The sequence below is a fragment of the Rhodovulum sp. YNF3179 genome (assembly GCF_050586465.1).
GTDB lineage: Bacteria > Pseudomonadota > Alphaproteobacteria > Rhodobacterales > Rhodobacteraceae > CAJXYS01.
Genome location: NZ_JBOCEG010000009.1, coordinates 1 through 15439 on the forward strand (window position 1 = coordinate 1; position 15439 = coordinate 15439).

At 70.6% G+C, this 15439-nt stretch carries 13 protein-coding genes; 1 reads left to right on the plus strand and 12 read right to left on the minus strand.

Going from position 1 to position 15439, the window contains the following annotated elements:
- Window positions 1–92: 92 nt before the first annotated feature.
- Window positions 93–1151, plus strand: a complete 1059-nt coding sequence (locus ACQ5SP_RS14905; RefSeq protein ID WP_430939194.1) for a quaternary amine ABC transporter ATP-binding protein — start codon at window positions 93–95, stop codon at window positions 1149–1151.
- Window positions 1152–1168: 17 nt separating this feature from the next.
- Here ACQ5SP_RS14905 and ACQ5SP_RS14910 read toward each other — a convergent pair whose 3' ends face one another.
- From ACQ5SP_RS14910 to ACQ5SP_RS14965, 12 genes are all read right to left on the minus strand, one after another.
- Window positions 1169–2173, minus strand: coding sequence for an Ldh family oxidoreductase (locus ACQ5SP_RS14910; protein ID WP_430939195.1), 1005 nt, complete (start codon window positions 2171–2173; stop codon window positions 1169–1171).
- A gap of 16 nt (window positions 2174–2189) precedes the next feature.
- The gene (locus tag ACQ5SP_RS14915) at window positions 2190–2840 is read right to left on the minus strand and encodes a DUF3726 domain-containing protein (RefSeq protein ID WP_430939196.1); all 651 of its coding nucleotides are present in this window, start codon (window positions 2838–2840) and stop codon (window positions 2190–2192) included.
- Window positions 2837–4537, minus strand: a complete 1701-nt coding sequence (locus tag ACQ5SP_RS14920; RefSeq protein WP_430939197.1) for a hypothetical protein — start codon at window positions 4535–4537, stop codon at window positions 2837–2839. The genes ACQ5SP_RS14915 and ACQ5SP_RS14920 overlap by 4 nt, the downstream gene beginning before the upstream one ends.
- 10 nt (window positions 4538–4547) lie before the next feature.
- Window positions 4548–5555, minus strand: coding sequence for a membrane dipeptidase (locus ACQ5SP_RS14925; RefSeq protein WP_430939198.1), 1008 nt, complete (start codon window positions 5553–5555; stop codon window positions 4548–4550).
- Window positions 5556–5559: 4 nt separating this feature from the next.
- Window positions 5560–7011 (minus strand): aldehyde dehydrogenase family protein, encoded by a 1452-nt coding sequence (locus tag ACQ5SP_RS14930; protein WP_430939199.1) that lies wholly within the window; start codon window positions 7009–7011, stop codon window positions 5560–5562.
- Between the two features lie 89 nt (window positions 7012–7100).
- Window positions 7101–7967 carry a LysR family transcriptional regulator gene (locus ACQ5SP_RS14935; RefSeq protein WP_430939200.1) on the minus strand — a complete coding sequence of 289 codons (867 nt, stop codon included), beginning with the start codon at window positions 7965–7967 and terminating at the stop codon, window positions 7101–7103.
- A 205-nt stretch (window positions 7968–8172) separates the two neighbouring features.
- Window positions 8173–9555, minus strand: a complete 1383-nt coding sequence (locus ACQ5SP_RS14940; RefSeq protein ID WP_430939201.1) for an FAD-dependent oxidoreductase — start codon at window positions 9553–9555, stop codon at window positions 8173–8175.
- A 1-nt stretch (window position 9556) separates the two neighbouring features.
- Window positions 9557–10438 carry an isocitrate lyase/PEP mutase family protein gene (locus ACQ5SP_RS14945; RefSeq protein WP_430939202.1) on the minus strand — a complete coding sequence of 294 codons (882 nt, stop codon included), beginning with the start codon at window positions 10436–10438 and terminating at the stop codon, window positions 9557–9559.
- Complete coding sequence (locus tag ACQ5SP_RS14950; RefSeq protein WP_430939203.1) at window positions 10438–11055, minus strand: cysteine hydrolase family protein; 618 nt, start codon at window positions 11053–11055, stop codon at window positions 10438–10440. The genes ACQ5SP_RS14945 and ACQ5SP_RS14950 overlap by 1 nt, the downstream gene beginning before the upstream one ends.
- On the minus strand, window positions 11052–13127 hold the full coding sequence (locus ACQ5SP_RS14955; protein ID WP_430939204.1) for a hydantoinase/oxoprolinase family protein: 2076 nt from the start codon (window positions 13125–13127) through the stop codon (window positions 11052–11054). Before ACQ5SP_RS14955 ends, ACQ5SP_RS14950 begins: the two co-directional genes overlap by 4 nt.
- Complete coding sequence (locus ACQ5SP_RS14960; protein ID WP_430939205.1) at window positions 13124–14821, minus strand: hydantoinase B/oxoprolinase family protein; 1698 nt, start codon at window positions 14819–14821, stop codon at window positions 13124–13126. The genes ACQ5SP_RS14955 and ACQ5SP_RS14960 overlap by 4 nt, the downstream gene beginning before the upstream one ends.
- Entirely contained in the window at window positions 14818–15381 is a 564-nt protein-coding gene (locus ACQ5SP_RS14965) for a tautomerase family protein (protein ID WP_430939206.1), read from the minus strand. The genes ACQ5SP_RS14960 and ACQ5SP_RS14965 overlap by 4 nt, the downstream gene beginning before the upstream one ends.
- Between the last annotated feature and the right edge of the window lie 58 nt (window positions 15382–15439).

Here is a 15439-nt window from a genome sequence, read left to right on the forward strand (position 1 = left end):
TCGGCATCGTGCTGCTCGCCGTCATCCTCGACCGCGTCACCAAGGCCGCGCTCGCCCGCATCAACGCGGCACAGAAACACTAGGGGGCGGTCATGGAAGACGGCATCAAGGTTCGTGTCCGCAATCTCTACAAGCTTTTCGGCCCCACGCCGCAGGCCGTTCTGCCCCATGTGCGGAACGGGCTCGGCAAGACCGAACTCCTGGAAAAGCACCGCCATGTGCTGGGGCTGAACGATATCAATGTCGACATGCGCGACGGCGAGATCACCGTCATCATGGGCCTGTCGGGGTCCGGCAAGTCGACGCTGATCCGGCATCTCAACCGGCTGATCGAACCCACGGCCGGGGAGATCACCGTGGATGGCGAGGATATCACCGGCTATGGCCCGGACGCCCTGCGCCGGCTCCGCCAGGAACGCATGTCCATGGTGTTCCAGAAATTTGCCCTGCTGCCGCATCGCACGGTGCTGGAAAACGCCGGCATGGCGCTGGCCGTGCGGGGTGTGCCGCGGCCGGAGTATTTGGCGGAGGCCGAGAAGTGGCTCGCCAGGGTCGGTCTCGACGGGTATGGCGGGTATTATCCGCACGAGCTGTCGGGCGGTATGCAGCAACGGGTCGGCATCGCCCGCGCGCTGACCTCGAATTCCGAGATCATGCTGATGGACGAGGCGTTCTCGGCGCTCGACCCGCTGATCCGCACGGACATGCAGGACCTGCTGCTGGAACTGCAGGCGGAGCTGCACAAGACCATCATCTTCATCACCCATGATCTCGACGAGGCGCTGAAACTGGCCGATCACCTGGTGATCCTGAAGGACGGTGAGGTGATCCAGCAGGACGAGCCGCAGGAGATCCTGCTGCATCCGGGCGCGCCTTACATCGAGGATTTCGTCAGCGACATCAACCGCGCCCGGGTGCTGCGGGTGCGCTCGATCATGCGGCCGGACACCACCGTGCCGCCCGGCACGGCCGGCGCGGTGGACCACGACGCGACGCTCGAGTCGGTGATCGAGCAGTCTGGCGGCGACACGTCGCATGCCTACCGCGTGATGCGCGAGGGCGAACAGGTGGGCGTGCTGGAGATGACCGATCTCGTCCGTGCGCTGGTGCCGGCGCGGGCCGGGACCGAGCGCGCGAGCGCCGCAGTCTGACCGGCACCCCGGCGCGATCAGATCGCGCGGATTCTGTCCAGCGTCGCGCGGCTGACGGCTACGCCGTCGCGCGCCCCCCTGCGCCGCATGGCGCGGCGTCCGTCGCCGGGCAGGCGGGCGCCGGGCTCGTCGCGGATCTCGGTGACCAGGCGGCCGATCCTCTCCGCATAGGCACCGCCCGAGCTTGCGGCCGGGTCGATGGCGATGAAGAACTGGCCGGTACGCGGCGGCCCGCCCTTCGTGCCGGAAAAAGGGCTCGCATCCATGCCGAGCGTCGCGCCGGCCATGGCGGCGGCCATCGTCTCGACCATCAGCGCCAGCCCGACCCCCTTGTAGCCCCCCGACGGCGCCATCGATCCCTTGAGCGCGATCTCGGGGTCGGTCGTCGGCTGGCCATCCGGGCCGAGCGCCCAGCCTTCGGGGATGGGGAGACCCTCGCGGGCGTGTTTCATGATCTCGGACTTGGCGATGGTGCTGGCGCTCTGGTCGATCAGCAGCGCCGTGCCGCCTTCGCCGTCCGGCGCTGCCAGCGAGATCGGGTTGGTTCCGACCGCCGGGCGCTTGCCACCCGAGGGCGCGATCGAGGCCGGCGCGTTGGTGAAGCCGATCGCAAGCAGACCGGCCTCGGCCAGGGCGCGCGTATGCACGCCGAGCACGCCGCAATTGTAGGACTCGCGCACCGCCAGCGCGGCGATGCCCTGCTCGCGGGCGGCCGGGATGAGCGCCTCGAACCCGGCGGCAATGGCGCCATGCGCAAAGCCGGTGCCGGCATCCGCCACCACCAGGCCGGGGCGCGGGCGGGTGATCCTTGGCACGGCGCTGCCGTCGACCTTGCCGCAGGCGAGATGCTCGCAGTAGATCGGGATATAGGCCAGGCCGTGGCTGGCCACGCCGTCCGCCTCCGTGTCGGCGGTGGCCCGTGCCAGGGGCCGTGCGTTCGCCTCGGTCGCGCCGGCGCGGATCAGCGCGTCGAAGGCCAGCGCCTCGATCTCGTCCAGCGTCAGGGTCTCTGTTTCGGCCATGGTCGCGATCCTCTCGTCAGTCGTTGTCGGTGAGCCCGGCACCGGCGCCCGACAGGCGCCGATCTGCCGTCTCGGGGGCATAGGTGCGTTCCGCCAGCCGTTCCAGGCGCCGGATCGTGTCCTGCGCGGCCGCGGCCCGGTGACGCCGGGCCAGTGGCGCGGCGTCGGCGCGCACGTCTCGCCGGCAGGTGACGCAGGCGACACGATCCTGGTCCGGCCACGCGCCTTCGGGCGGAAGAAGCGCGCCCAGCGCCGTGAGCGTGAGCCGGGTATCACCCCAGCAGAGGGCATGCGATCGCCCCGTCTGCAAGGCAGCGGCGGCCAGGTGCGGCAGGATCAGCAGCGGGCAGAGCACCGGTCCGAGCCGCAGGTCTTCGGGCAGCGCCCGCGCCGCATCGGAGAGGGCGGTGCCCGCGGCGAGCGGGCACAGCACCGCGCCACCGGGGCGCCAGACGCCAGCGGCGTCGGGCTGCGGCGCGAGCGGTGCCGCCGCCGCGCCGTCGGTCTTTTCCAGCAGGGCCGCCGAAAGCATCGCGCCGGGCAGGCCGTATGCCTCGAGCCAGCGGGCCGTACGGCCGGCTTCCTCGGCCATGCCCCAACTGCGCCCCGCGCCGCGTGCCGCCTTGCGGACCAGCGCCTCCGTCTCGCCGAGCGAGAGCAGCTTCACGCGTCGCCCCCGGCGCGCGGCCAGGACCAGTCGTCTTCGGGCTGAGCATGCAATTCATGCGGGAAGGGTGCGCCGCGGTACATGTTGATCCGCACCCAGCGATCCGAGCGCGGGTCGAAATGGCCCGCCCCGAAAAAAGAGAGCTTGGCGCGCAGCATGTCGATGGGCGTCAGGTCGGCGCCGATGGTGTTGTCGCGGATCTCTGAATAGGGATGGCGCGCGGCGATCTGCGCGCGGCGGACGCTGTGGCGGTGGTCGGGATGGCGCAGCAGGAACCCGGCCACCGGTCCGCCCGGTGCCTCGTCGGCCAGTGCATGGTAGAGCCGCGCGGCGTCCCGCCCCGGCGCGAGCGGCTGTTCGTAGGGTCCGAGATCCTCTTCCCAGCGTTCGCCGAGACGCGGTTCCAGCTTGGCGGCCGACACGTACCAGGCGCGCGCCTGCGTCTCTGGTGCGGTCCAGTCGATTTCCAGCGCCCAACCATAGATCTCTTCGAGGATGGCGCGCAGCCGGCCCACGGTCATGGCGCCATCGATGACGAAGCCTTCCACCTCCTCGGCGCTCATGCAGCAGGCCAGCCCGTCCACCAGCGCGCCATGGGGCTCGAGCAGGAGGGAGACCAGCATCTCCTGGCCTTCCTCGGTCAGTTCCGCCTCGCCCCAGCGCCAGAGCCGGTCCCAGGGCAGCGGGCCGGAAAGGCCGGCCGCCGAGACATACGCCCTGAGCGCGTCGAGGTCGGCCGCCAGTGCCGTCAGGCGCTGGCGCTGCACCGGGTGCTCGGACCGCCAGAGCGCGACGCAGCGCTCGGCGCGGGCGCGCATCCGGTGGAAGATCCGCACGGTATCGGCGCCGGCGTCGGGCAAGCGACGGACCCGCGCGAGCGCCTCTTCGCGGGCATGGATCCAGTTGTTCAGCAGGATCGGGTGGCTGATCAGGAAGGGTGCCATGCCCAGCCCGGTGGAGTTCCCGATGCCGAAGCGGCGGCGAAGATCCGGGTCCAGCGCCACGGCTGTTCCGGGCGCGCGATGCCGTGCCATTTCCTCGACCAGGTCCATCACGAAGGCGCGCGTCAGCCAGACCGAAAGCATCTCGGCCTGGAAGGGTGGCATGAATTCCGGACGGGTCTCGATGGCCTCGCGGTCCGCGGCCCCCAGCTTGCCCGAGCCGTAGACGGCTGTCGTGCGCATCAGGTAGCCGACCTCGTCGACCCGGGCCGGGTCCGGTTGCCGGCCGGCGGCCAGCGCGTCGACCACGTGCTCGAAGAGCCGCACCGAGCGGTTCGCGCGCGAGACGGACAATTCGCGGTCGCTGACGCGGCCCGCCTCCTGGCGCGGCACGTTCTCGCGCAGGCGTGCGATGTCGCCGGCGTCGGGCACGCCATCGAAAAGGGTGAAGGTCGCGTCCCAGGCCGTGGCGATGACGCGGTCGCTTCGCTGGTCGGGGGGCAGGTCGTGGGCGAAGGCCACCAGGCTGTAGGCGCGGTCCGGGCCCCGCATGGTGTAGACGGCTTCGCCCACGCCGCGCGCGTCGATGGAAAAGACCGGCCGCTCGAAGCGCCAGTTCTCGCGCCGCAGCCGGCGCAGAAGCACCCGCATGAAGGACAGCCGGGTCTGGTGGAAGGATCCCAGCCGCGACAGACGCATCACCGTTCCCGGAGGGCGGCAGGCGATGGCGGCGTCTGTCTCGGCGCGAGCGTCCATGTTCCCTCTCCTATTCCGCGGCGCGGGCCTCCCGGCGGTCTGCGGCGGGGCCGAAGCTTTCCGCGAAGAACCGCAGCCAGTTGCCCCCCAGCAGCGCATCGATTTCGCCGCCGTCGAGGCCGGTCGCGGCGAGCCCCTCGGCCAGCCGCGGAAAATCACGGTTGTCGCGGAACCAGTCCGGCTGCGCCGGAAATCCAGGTGCGCCGGCGCTGCCCTCGCCGTAGTCGACGCCCTTGGTCCAGCGTCCCCGGCGCATCCAGTCGACGACGCTGTCCGGCTGGCCCTGGCAGAGATCCGAGCCGATCCCGAAATGATCGATCCCGTAGCTCTCTACCATGCGCGCGACCATCTCGCAGAAGGCGCGCAGCGAGCAGCCGCTGCCGTCCTTCAGGTGATGGGGATAGAGCGAGAAGCCCATCATGCCGCCGGTGCCCGTGACCGCGCGGATCACCGGGTCGCGCTTGTTGCGCAGCGCCGGGTGCCAGGAATGGGGATTGGCGTGGGTGACGGCGATTGGCCGGGTCGACATCTCGGCCGCCTCGATGGTGGACCGGTCGGCGGAGTGGCTCATGTCCACGACCAGCCCGACGCGGTTCATCTCGCGGATGACCTCGCGGCCCATGCGGGTGAGCCCGGGATCCTCGGCTTCGTAGCACCCGGTCGCCAGCAGCGACTGGTTGTTGTAGCTCAGCTGCATGAAGCGCAGGCCCAGCCGGTGCCAGACCTCGATCAGGCCGATATCGTCCTCGATCGGGCTCGGGTTCTGTGCGCCGAAGAAGATCGCGGTGCGGCCTTCCGCCCGGGCGCGGCGAACATCCTCGGCGGTGAAGCCCTGGAAGATCAGGTCGGGGTGATCCTCGAACCAGCGGTTCCAACGTTCGACGTTCAGGACCGTCTCTCGGAACGTCTCGTGATAGGCGATGGTGACATGCACGGCATCCAGGCCGCCCGCGCGCATCTGGCGGAAGATCTCTTCCGACCAGTTGGCGTATTGGAGGCAGTCGATACGGTAGCTCATGCGTTTACTCTGGGGCGCCGGCCAATGTGTAGCAAGTCTTGACCGCCGTGTAGAATTCCACGGCGTAGCGGCCCTGCTCGCGCGGCCCGTAAGAGCTTTCGCCCCGGCCGCCGAAGGGCACGTGGTAGTCGGTGCCGGCCGTGGGCAGGTTGACCATCACGCAGCCAGTTCGCGCGTTGCGGCGGAAATGCGCGGCGCGGGCGAGGGAGCGTGTGACGATGCCCGAGGTCAGTCCGAAGCGCGTGTCATTCACCACCGACAGGGCCTCTTCGTAATCCGCGACCTTCATGACGGCGGCGATCGGCGCGAACATTTCCTCGCGGTTGATCTCCATGGCGTTGGTCGTGCCGGTAAAGACGGCGGGGCTCATGTAATGGCCGTCCGTCTCCATGGTCAGCCGGTCGCCGCCGCAGGCGAGTTCCGCGCCCTCGGCCTTGCCGGTCTCGATCCAGCGCAGGTTTTCTGCCAGTTGCCCGGCACTGACGACCGGGCCCATCTGCGTCCCCTCGGCGAGCGCATGGCCGACCTTGAGGGCGCGTGCACCCGCCACCAGCTTGTCGACGAAGGCGTCGTGGACCGCCGCGTGCACCACGAGCCGCGACGAGGCGGTGCATTTCTGTCCCGTGCCGCCGAACGCCCCGCCAAGCGCCAGCTGCACGGCCAGGTCGAGGTCGGCGTCGTCCATGACGGCCAGCGCGTTCTTGGACCCCATCTCCATCTGGACCCGGGTGAGGTTCCCCATCGCCGCCGCGCCGATGGCCTTGCCCACCGGCACGGAGCCGGTGAAAGACAGCGCGTCGATCCCGGGGCTTTCCGCAAGCTGCCGCCCGATGTCGCCGCCGGGGCCCATGACCAGGTTGAAAAGCCCGGCGGGGATATCCTGTTCGGCCATGATCTCGGCCAGTGCGACCGCCGATGCGGGCACGAGGTTCGCGGGTTTCCAGATCACGGCGTTGCCGAAGGCGAGCGCCGGCGCGATCTTCCAGACCGCCGTCGCAAGCGGGAAATTCCACGGGCTGATGATGCCCACGACGCCCACCGGTTCGCGGCGGATGTCGACCTCGATGCCGGGGCGCACGCTGTCGGCGTTGCCGCCGATCTGGCGCAGGACCTCGGCGGCGTAATAGGTGAAGAACTGGCCGGCCCGGTACACCTCGCCGCGGCCCTCCGCGAAGGGCTTGCCTTCCTCGCGCGACAGCAGTTCACCCAGCGCGTCGGCGCGTGCGATGAGGGTTTCGCCGACCTTCTGCAAGACCGCCTGCCGGGCCTCGAGCCCGGTTCTCGCCCAGATGGCCTGCGCGCGGTGCGCGGCCTCGAGCGCGCGGTCGAGATCGTCCGGGGCCGCCTGTGCGTAATGACCGATGAGATCGGACAGGTCGGAGGGGCTGCGGTTCTCGACGGTCGCCTCTCCCGCGCTCCATTCGCCCGCGATGTAATTCCTGCCGATCTCAGCCATTGGCGCGCCCGTCCTCCTGTCTTGCAAACCTGCTGCAACTCTGGCCGGGCGGGTCTCGGGACCGCAAAAGCGAAGTTCTGAAATATTCTTCAATCGGGCTGAACCGGCGCGCTGAAGCGGGCCTTGCGGATGGCCTCGCAGAAGGCGCGGGCCGCCGGAGGCAGGTTGCGGTGCGGCGGGGTAAGCAGGTGGATCTCGCGGCGGAGTTCGTCGCCTTCGAGCGGCACGAAGGCGACCCCCGTGTCGCCCGGCAGAACGGCCAGCCTTGGCAGCACCGTCACGCCCACGCCTGCCCGCACCAGGGCCAGCAGCGAGGTGGTGTTCGGGACGTTGAGCCGCGCCCCGTCCCGGATGGGGGCGAAGTCCTCGTCATGGATCAGGTTGCAGAGTCCGTTCGAGATGAAGGTCTCGTCGCGCAGGTCGCGCCAGCCGCAGCGATCCTGTGCGGCAAGGGGATGATCCTTGGGACAGACGACGCCGAAGGCATCGGTGAACAGCGGCTGGCGGGTGATCTCGGTCGCGGACGGGTCGGCCGTCGCCACGCCGATATCGGCACGCTCGGCCTGCAGCGCGCGGACGACGGAGACCGAATCCATGTCGCGCATCTCGACCTGCACGGCGGGATGGGCGCGGCAGAATTCCTCGACGATGGCCGGCATGACCGCCGCCGCGACCGACGGCGTCACGGCCAGCCGGACGAATCCTGCATCGGCGCGGGCCATGCCCTCGATCGCCCGGACGCGCCGGTCGAAATGTTGCAGCGCGTCGCGGGTTTCCGCCAGGATCATCCGGCCAAGGGGCGTCAGCCGCGACTTGCGGGGCGCCTCGAACAGCGGGCCGCCCACTTCGTCCTCGAGCTGCGAAAGCATCATCGACACCGCGGACGGCGTCCGGCCCAGGGCCTGTGCCGCGTCGGCCAGGTTGCCGCGTTCGGAAACCGCTTGAAAGCAGCGCATCATTTCGAGCTTTATGGCCATATTCTTCCACGGACACGGGTCCCGTTCGGGACGCCTGGCGGCTCTCGACGGCATAGCTTAACGAGGCAGTGTTCCCGGGACAAACCGTTCCGTGGGCGGCAAGGGCAACTCGCGTGGCGATTTTCCCGATCCGGGCGTTCCGGGGGGTCGCGGGAATGATCCGCCGACCGCCCTGTCCGCGGGGCTATTCCGTCGTCGCGCGGCCGGCGATATGGCCCATGACCACCGCCGACAGCAGGCCGTTGCCCGACAGATAGCCGAAATCCCCGCTGCCCGAGACGCCGACCGCCGCGCCGCCGGCGGCGAAGAGGTTGGGCATCACGCCGCCCGTGCGACGCCGTACGCGGCCCTGCGGATCGATGGCGATGCCGCCCTGGGTGTGGAACAGCGCGCCTGTCACCCGCACGCCGCAATAGGGGGGCGCCAGCGGGTCGTCCCCGGTGAAGCGGCGCCCGTAGGCATCCGGCGTCCCGGCGACGCGCGCGGCCTCGGCGGCGGCGAGCGTCTCGGCCACCGCCGAGGGCGGCAGTCCGAAGGCTTCGGCCAGGGCTTCGGGCGTGCCGGCACGCCGGATCGCGCCCTGCGCCTCGGCTGCGCGGAAATCGGCGAATTGCGCGGCGATGCCGGCGATGCGGTCGTCGAAGACGGTCACCGCGGTTCCGCCGGGCTGGGCCAGGACGGCGCGCGCGGCCTCGGAATAGCCCTGCGATTCGTCCCAGAACCGGTGGCCCTCGGCGTTGATCTGGACGCCGCCCTCGGTGATGACGGCCCAGGTGATCAGGATGCCATGCGGGTGCGCGACATTGCCGTGGCCCTGGTAGGCGCCGAGATGCGCGGTCTCGAGCCCCAGGGCCTCTGCCCAGTCGAGCGCCTCGCCCCGGTTGCCGGCATGCCCGAAGTAAAGCGCCCCCGCGATCCGGGGCATCTCGCGGGCGACGCGGTCCGGGTTGCCGCCATAGCCGTTGCACGCCAGGATCAGCCGGCCGCAGCCGATGGCCTCGTCGGTGCCGTCGGGGCGCCGGGCCACGACGCCCGCGACCCGGGCGCCATCGGCGCAGAGCGTGTGGACATGCCGCTCGCAGACGATGGGAATGCCGCGATCCTCGCAAAGCTGGCGCAGCCGGTCTACCAGCGCCGCGCCGGACCGGTCCGGCAGGCCGTGCATGCGGCGGCGCGAGTGGCCCGGGTAATCGAAATCCGTCACCAGGGTCAGCGGCAGGCCGAGCCCGTCGGTCAGCCAGGCGACGGTCTCCGGCGCGGCCCCGGTCAGGGCTGCCACCAGGCCGGGATCCGCTTCGCCCTTGGCCTTGCGCTGGATGTCCCCGGCGAAGAGCGCCGGCCGGTCCTCGATCCCGGCCAAGGCCTGCTGTGTGGTGCCGGCGGCCGGGATCAGCCCGGCGGAGAGGGCGGTGGATCCCGCCGGGACCGGATCGCGTTCAAGGACCAGCACCTCCTGCCCGGCTTCCGCGGCGGCCAGCGCCGCCACCATGCCGCAGGCCCCCGACCCGACGATCAGCGTCTCGATGCGGAGCTCGAAGCCTTCGGCCGGGGGCGGGGCAACGGTCACGTCAGTCCCCCGCGCTGCCGTCGTAGCTGCGACCGCGGGCCAGCATTTCCGGCGTGCCGATCCGCGCGTTCAGCCCCGAGAAGTCGAACATCCTCTCGGCGAAGGCCCGGTTGGAGCCGGTCGCCTTCAGGCTGGCGTAGTAATCCTCGGCGGTGCGGGCGAGGGCGCGGACGATCCCGCCCGGGAAGATCACCAGCGAGAAGCCCAGCGCCTGCAGATCATCGGCCGAGGTGACCGGGGTCAGACCGCCCTCGACCATGTTGGCCATCAGCGCGGTCCGGCTGGCGAAGTGGCGCGCGATCTCCTCGAGCTGGTCGCGGCTGCGCGGCGCCTCGATGAAGAGCGCGTCGGCCCCCGCCTCGAGATAGGCGCCGGCGCGGTCGAGCGCCGCCTCGAACCCCTCGACGGCGATGGCGTCGGTGCGGGCGATGATCAGCGTCTCGTCGCTGGCGCGGGCCTCGGCCATGGCGCGGATCTTGCCGGCCATCTCGGCTGCCGGGATCAGCGACTTGTCGGCAAGGTGGCCGCAGCGCTTCGGGTAGCTCTGGTCCTCGACCTGCAACGCGTTCGCCCCGGCGCGTTCGTAGGCGCGCATGGTGCGCTCGGCGTTCAGTGCGTTTCCGAAGCCGGTATCGGCATCGATGATGATCGGCAGCGCCACGCGGTCGCGGATCAGCGCCAGCGTGTCGGTCATCTCGGTCATGGTGGTCAGGCCGATATCCGGCCGCCCGAGCCGCGTGTAGGCCACAGCCGCGCCCGAGAGGTACAGCGCCTCGAAGCCGGCCTGCTCGGCCAGGGTGGCGGTCAGCCCGTCATAGACACCGGGGGCGAGCAGGATCTCGCGGGCGGCGAGACGCCGGCGCAGGGTCGCGGCGCCCGCCATCAGCCCAGCTCCGGGCGCGCGCAGACCGCCGCGCAGGTGAGGATTTCGGTCACCGAGCCGAGCGCGGTCAGCGTGGCGTCGTGGACCTCGGGCTTGAACGCGCCGCACCCGTCCGAGAGCAGCAGCGTCCGCAAGTTCCGCATATGCGCGTCGCGCACCGTCGTGGCCACGCCCCCGTTGGTGACGATCCCGCCGACGATTAGCGTGTCTATGTCGAGCGCGCGCAGGATGTATTCGAGCCGGGTCTGGTAGAAGGCGCTGTAGGCGACCTTCTCCACCGCGTAGTCCGCCGGCTGCAGCGTATCGACCAGCGCGTGGCCGAAGGCGCCGGGCGCGAAGTCCCCCTTGCCGAGGAAGGGGCGCAGGGCCTTCAGGTGCGGGGCGATCAGCGGCGCGCCGCCCGGCCCCGGCACCAGCGTGAACTGGGCCGACACGAAGGCGCCGCCGCCGGCGCGCACGGCCTCGATCACCGGGGCCACGCGGGCCGGCAGCTCGGTCAGGGCCGGCGCGGTCTGCCCGGCGCGGCCATAGGCGCCCTCGGGGTGGAGGAAATCGTTCTGCAGGTCGATGGTCAGGACCGCGGTGCGGGCCGGGTCGATCGGGCCGTCATGGCTCATCGTGCCGCTCCTTCCTTGCGTTCGATCAGGATATTGCCATGGGCGTCGACGCTGGCGGCGAGCCAGGGCTCGACGAAGATCGTGGCGTCGGGCTGTTCCAGAACCGCCGGACCCTCGATCCGGGCGCCCACCGGCAGGGCGAGCCGGTCGTAGACCCCGGCCTCGTGCCAGGCGCCGCCGGCATAGACCGGGCGGGTGCCGCGCGCGGCGGTGTCGACGGCGGCATCCGCCGCCGGCGCCAGGCTCGACAGGTCGAATTTCGGGCGTTTGCCGATCACGGTGCTGCGCAGGTTCAGCACCCGGATGGCGCTGCCGGTCAGCAGGCGCCCGTAGATGCCGCGATAGGTCGTCTCGAAGGCGGCCTTCAGCGCGTCCGGCGTCAGCGGCGCCACGGTCTCCCCGGTCACGGTCACCTCCAGCGGCACGGCCACCGTGTGGGTCTGGCCCAGATAGGCCATGTCCATCTCGAAGCGCACCTCGCGGGCGGCGAACTCGGTCCCGGCGGCGTCGAGCACGCGATGCCCCTCGTCGAGGTGATCCTGCATCTGCGCGGCCAGCGCAGCGGTGTCGATCTCGGCGGCGAGCGCGCCGATGGTCTGCACGAAGTCCTGGCGCATGTCGGCGATCACGCAGCCCATGGCCGAGGTCACGCCGGGATAGCGCGGCACCAGAGCGCGGCCGAGCCCCACTTCCTCGATCATCGCGCCGGCATGAAGCGCGCCGCCCCCGCCGAAGGGCATGAAGACGAACCGTTCCGGGTCGAAGCCCCGCTCGATGGAAACCAGCCGGATCGCCCCGGCCATGTGCGAGTTGGCGACGCGGATGATCGCCTCGGCGGCGTCCATCGCCGAGAGGCCGAGCGGCTGGCCCACATGGGTCTCGATGGCGGCGCGGGCGGCGTCGACATCCAGCTGCCCGAGCCCGTCGCCCAGCGGCCGCGCGGCGTCGATCCGACCCAGGACGATATTGGCGTCGGTGACGGTCGGGCGGTCGTTACCGCGGCCATAGGCCACCGGCCCCGGGTCGGACCCGGCGCTTTCCGGCCCGATCTGAAGCAGGCCGCCCGCATCAACCGACGCGATGGAGCCGCCCCCGGCGCCGATGGTCGCGATCTCGATCATCGGCGTCCGGATCACAAGGCCGAAATCGATGGCGGTTTGCGGGCTGAGCACGCTCTCGCCGTTGGCGATCAGCGACACGTCGAAACTGGTGCCGCCCATGTCGCCGGTGATGACGTTGGAGAACCCCGCGCTCTCGGCGATGTAGCCGGCGGCGATCACGCCGGCCGCGGGGCCGGACAGCGCGGTGCGCACCGGCAGGCGGCGCGCGGTATCCACCGACATCACGCCGCCGTTCGACTGCACGATCATGAATTCGCCGCCGAAACCGCCGTCCACCAGCGCCGTCTCGAGCCGCGCCAGGTAGCCGGCCACCTCGGGCTGAAGGTAGCCGTTCAACGCGGTGGTCGAGAAACGCTCGAACTCGCGGATCTCGGGCAGGATCTCGGACGAGGCGGCGACGTGGTCGTTGTGCCAGGCCGCGCGCAGGGCGGTGACCGCGGCGGCCTCGTTTTCCGGGTTGGCGAAGGCATTGACGAAGAGGATCACCACGGCCTCGCAGCCGGCGGCGCGCAGCTCCGCGGCGGCGCTGCGCACGGCGTCGAGGTCCACCGGGGTCTCGACCGTGCCGTCGGCCCGCGTGCGCTCGGGCACCTCGCGGCGCAGGTCGCGGGGCACGACGGGGGTGAAATCGCCCCGCAGGCCCCAGGTGCGCGGCCGGTTGCGGCGGCGCATCTCGAGCACGTCCCGGAACCCCGCCGTGGTAATGACCCCGGTCCGCGCCCCCTTGCGTTCCAGGAGCGCGTTGGTCCCGGCGGTGGTGCCGTGGACCACGGTGGTGATCTCGCCCATGTCCGGGGCCTCGTGGCGGATGCCGTCCAGGAAACCGGCGGACTGGTCCGGCCGCGAGGTCGGCACCTTGGCCACCGAAGCCGCCCCGCTGCGCAGGTCGAGCGAGAAGACATCGGTGAAGGTGCCGCCGACATCGACCCCGATCATGCGCTTCGCCGTCATTGCCCGATCTCCCGCCAGGCGGTGCCGTGGCATTGATCCGCCCGGTCTGCCGTCATGTATCCAAGCCGCACGTCGCGGGCCACCTTCGCCGGATCGCGTTCCGCGGCCGGGCCGTAGCCGCCGCCGCCCGGTGTCTGCAGCCGCACGCGCTGGCCCCGGTCCAGCCGGATGCCCACCATTTTCGAGGCGAGCGGCGGCTGGTGCCAGCCGTCGGCCTGCTCGTAGTCGAACCGGTTGAGCGCGGCGTCGCCGCCCCCCGCGATCCCCTTGGGCGGAAAGCGTCCGCGTTCACCGAAGAAGAACGCCTCGGCGCCGTTTTCCTCGAGCACCTCGATCTCGTAGACCGCGCCGAGCCCGCCGCGATTGGTGCCCGCGCCGGCACTGTCGGGGCGCAGCGCCCATTGCCGGAACAGGACCGGGTAGGCGGCCTCGAGGATCTCGACGGGCGGGATCGTCGCCATCGAGATCGGGGCGTTGCCATGGTTGAGCCCGTCGCTTTCGTTCGAGGCGCCGTGCCCGCCGCCGTAGAAGCTGAACATGACCCAGCGGGCGCCGTTCGACCGCCGCCCGGCGATGGAAAGCGCGTTGATTGTCCCGTAGGCATTGGCGACGACCCGCTCGGGGGCGGCCTGCGCCGCGGCCGAGAAGATGACGTCGATCATCCGCAGGATGGTCTCGGTATAGCCGCCGGTCGGGGCCGGGAACTCGGCGGAGAGCAGGCAGTCCTCGGGGATCTCGATCTCGATCGGGCGCATCACCCCGGCATTGGCGGGAAGGGTCGGGAAGATGTGCTTGATCGCCACGTAGACGCAGGCAATCGCCGTGGGCCGGGCGATGTTGATCGGCCCGGCGGCCTGCCCGGCGGTGCCTGTGAAGTCGAGTTTCAGCCGGTCGCCCCGCACCTCCAGCGCCACGTTGATCGGCAGCGCCGCGTCGGAGATGCCGTCATTGTCGAGGAAATCCTGCGCTTCCCAGCGTCCGTCGGGCAGGCCGGCGACTTCCTCGCGCAACAGCGTCTCTGCGCGGTCGCTCAGCGTGGAGAGCGCCGCGCTCACCGTCTCGCCGCCGTATTCGTCGAGCAGCGCGTCGAGCCGCCTGACGCCGAGATCGAGCGCGCCCAGCTGACCGTTCAGGTCGCCCTCGGCCGAAAGCGGCAGGCGCGTGTTGCGCATCAGGATGTCGAGCACATCGGTCTGAACCTCGCCGCCCTTGACCAGCCGCACCGGCGGCAGAACGACCGCCTCCTGGAAAACCTCGGTGGCGGAAGGGTTGTAGTTGCCCGGCACCGCGCCGCCCACGTCGTGCCAGTGCCCGACCGAGGCCAGCCAGCAGAACAGCGCGCCATCGCGGAAATAGGGCCGCACGAGGCGCATGTCGCTGAGATGCGTGCCGCCGATATGCGCGTCATTGAAGATCCAGACATCGCCGTCCCGCGGGCCGCCCTGCGCGGCGGCCTTGTCGATCACCGCCTTCACCGCGAAGGCCATGACGCCGACGAAGATCGGCAGGCCGTTCTTGCCCTGGACCAGCGTCTCGCCGGTATCGGCGTGGTAGAGACCGTGACTGGCGTCATGCGCCTCGGCGATGATGGGATTGAAGGCGGCGCGGAAGAGCGTCGCGTCCATCTCGTCGGCGATCTGTTCCATCCGGCCGGCGAGCACGGCCAGGGTGATCGGGTCGATGGCGGCGCTCATGTCCGGCCCCGCGTCTCGCCCATGTCGTTCCAGACGTCCTGCCGGGTAATCTTGCCGGCCTCGATCTCGAAGCGGTCGATGAAGCGGATGCCGGAGAAGCCCGTGCCGTCGAGCCACGTGCCCGACAAGGTGCCGAAGCAGTAGACGATGGCCGTGGCGCCGGACTGGGCGGCGTCGAACCGCTCGTAGGTCTTCTGCACGGCCTTGTAGCGCGGCCGCGCCCATTCGATCAGCTCCTCGAGTCGGGACATGCGCACATCGCCGGGAAAGGTCATGCGGAATCCGGTGGCCAGCATCGCCCGCGCGGTGTCGAGGTCGCGCGCCTCCATCGCACCGAGGAAGCCGCGGACCAGCTCCGCCGGGTCGGGGCGGGGCGGTCCGGGGCGGCGATGCGCGCCGCCACGCATGTAATTCTCGCCGGCGTGCTCGGTCAGCATCACGGTGATGGCCTCGGGGGGTGCGGCCACGACGCTGGCGACCGCATCCGTCACGGCCCGCCCCAGCCGGCCCCGCGTGTCCGCGTCATAGCCCGCGATCAGGTCGATGGTCACAACCGGCATCGGCGTCCTCCCTGCAAACCTGTATTATTGATAGGACAGGTCATTGATCATGAAAAGA

Excerpts from the sequence above, each read along its gene's own strand:
- ACQ5SP_RS14905 (WP_430939194.1), top strand. The coding sequence starts at position 93 with ATGGAAGACGGCATCAAGGTTCGTGTCCGCAATCTCTACAAGCTTTTC.
- ACQ5SP_RS14910 (WP_430939195.1), bottom strand. The coding sequence starts at position 2,173 with ATGGCCGAAACAGAGACCCTGACGCTGGACGAGATCGAGGCGCTGGCC.
- ACQ5SP_RS14920 (WP_430939197.1), bottom strand. The coding sequence starts at position 4,537 with ATGGACGCTCGCGCCGAGACAGACGCCGCCATCGCCTGCCGCCCTCCG.
- ACQ5SP_RS14925 (WP_430939198.1), bottom strand. The coding sequence starts at position 5,555 with ATGAGCTACCGTATCGACTGCCTCCAATACGCCAACTGGTCGGAAGAG.
- ACQ5SP_RS14930 (WP_430939199.1), bottom strand. The coding sequence starts at position 7,011 with ATGGCTGAGATCGGCAGGAATTACATCGCGGGCGAATGGAGCGCGGGA.
- ACQ5SP_RS14935 (WP_430939200.1), bottom strand. The coding sequence starts at position 7,967 with ATGCGCTGCTTTCAAGCGGTTTCCGAACGCGGCAACCTGGCCGACGCG.
- ACQ5SP_RS14945 (WP_430939202.1), bottom strand. The coding sequence starts at position 10,438 with ATGGCGGGCGCCGCGACCCTGCGCCGGCGTCTCGCCGCCCGCGAGATC.
- ACQ5SP_RS14950 (WP_430939203.1), bottom strand. The coding sequence starts at position 11,055 with ATGAGCCATGACGGCCCGATCGACCCGGCCCGCACCGCGGTCCTGACC.
- ACQ5SP_RS14955 (WP_430939204.1), bottom strand. The coding sequence starts at position 13,127 with ATGACGGCGAAGCGCATGATCGGGGTCGATGTCGGCGGCACCTTCACC.
- ACQ5SP_RS14960 (WP_430939205.1), bottom strand. The coding sequence starts at position 14,821 with ATGAGCGCCGCCATCGACCCGATCACCCTGGCCGTGCTCGCCGGCCGG.
- ACQ5SP_RS14965 (WP_430939206.1), bottom strand. The coding sequence starts at position 15,381 with ATGCCGGTTGTGACCATCGACCTGATCGCGGGCTATGACGCGGACACG.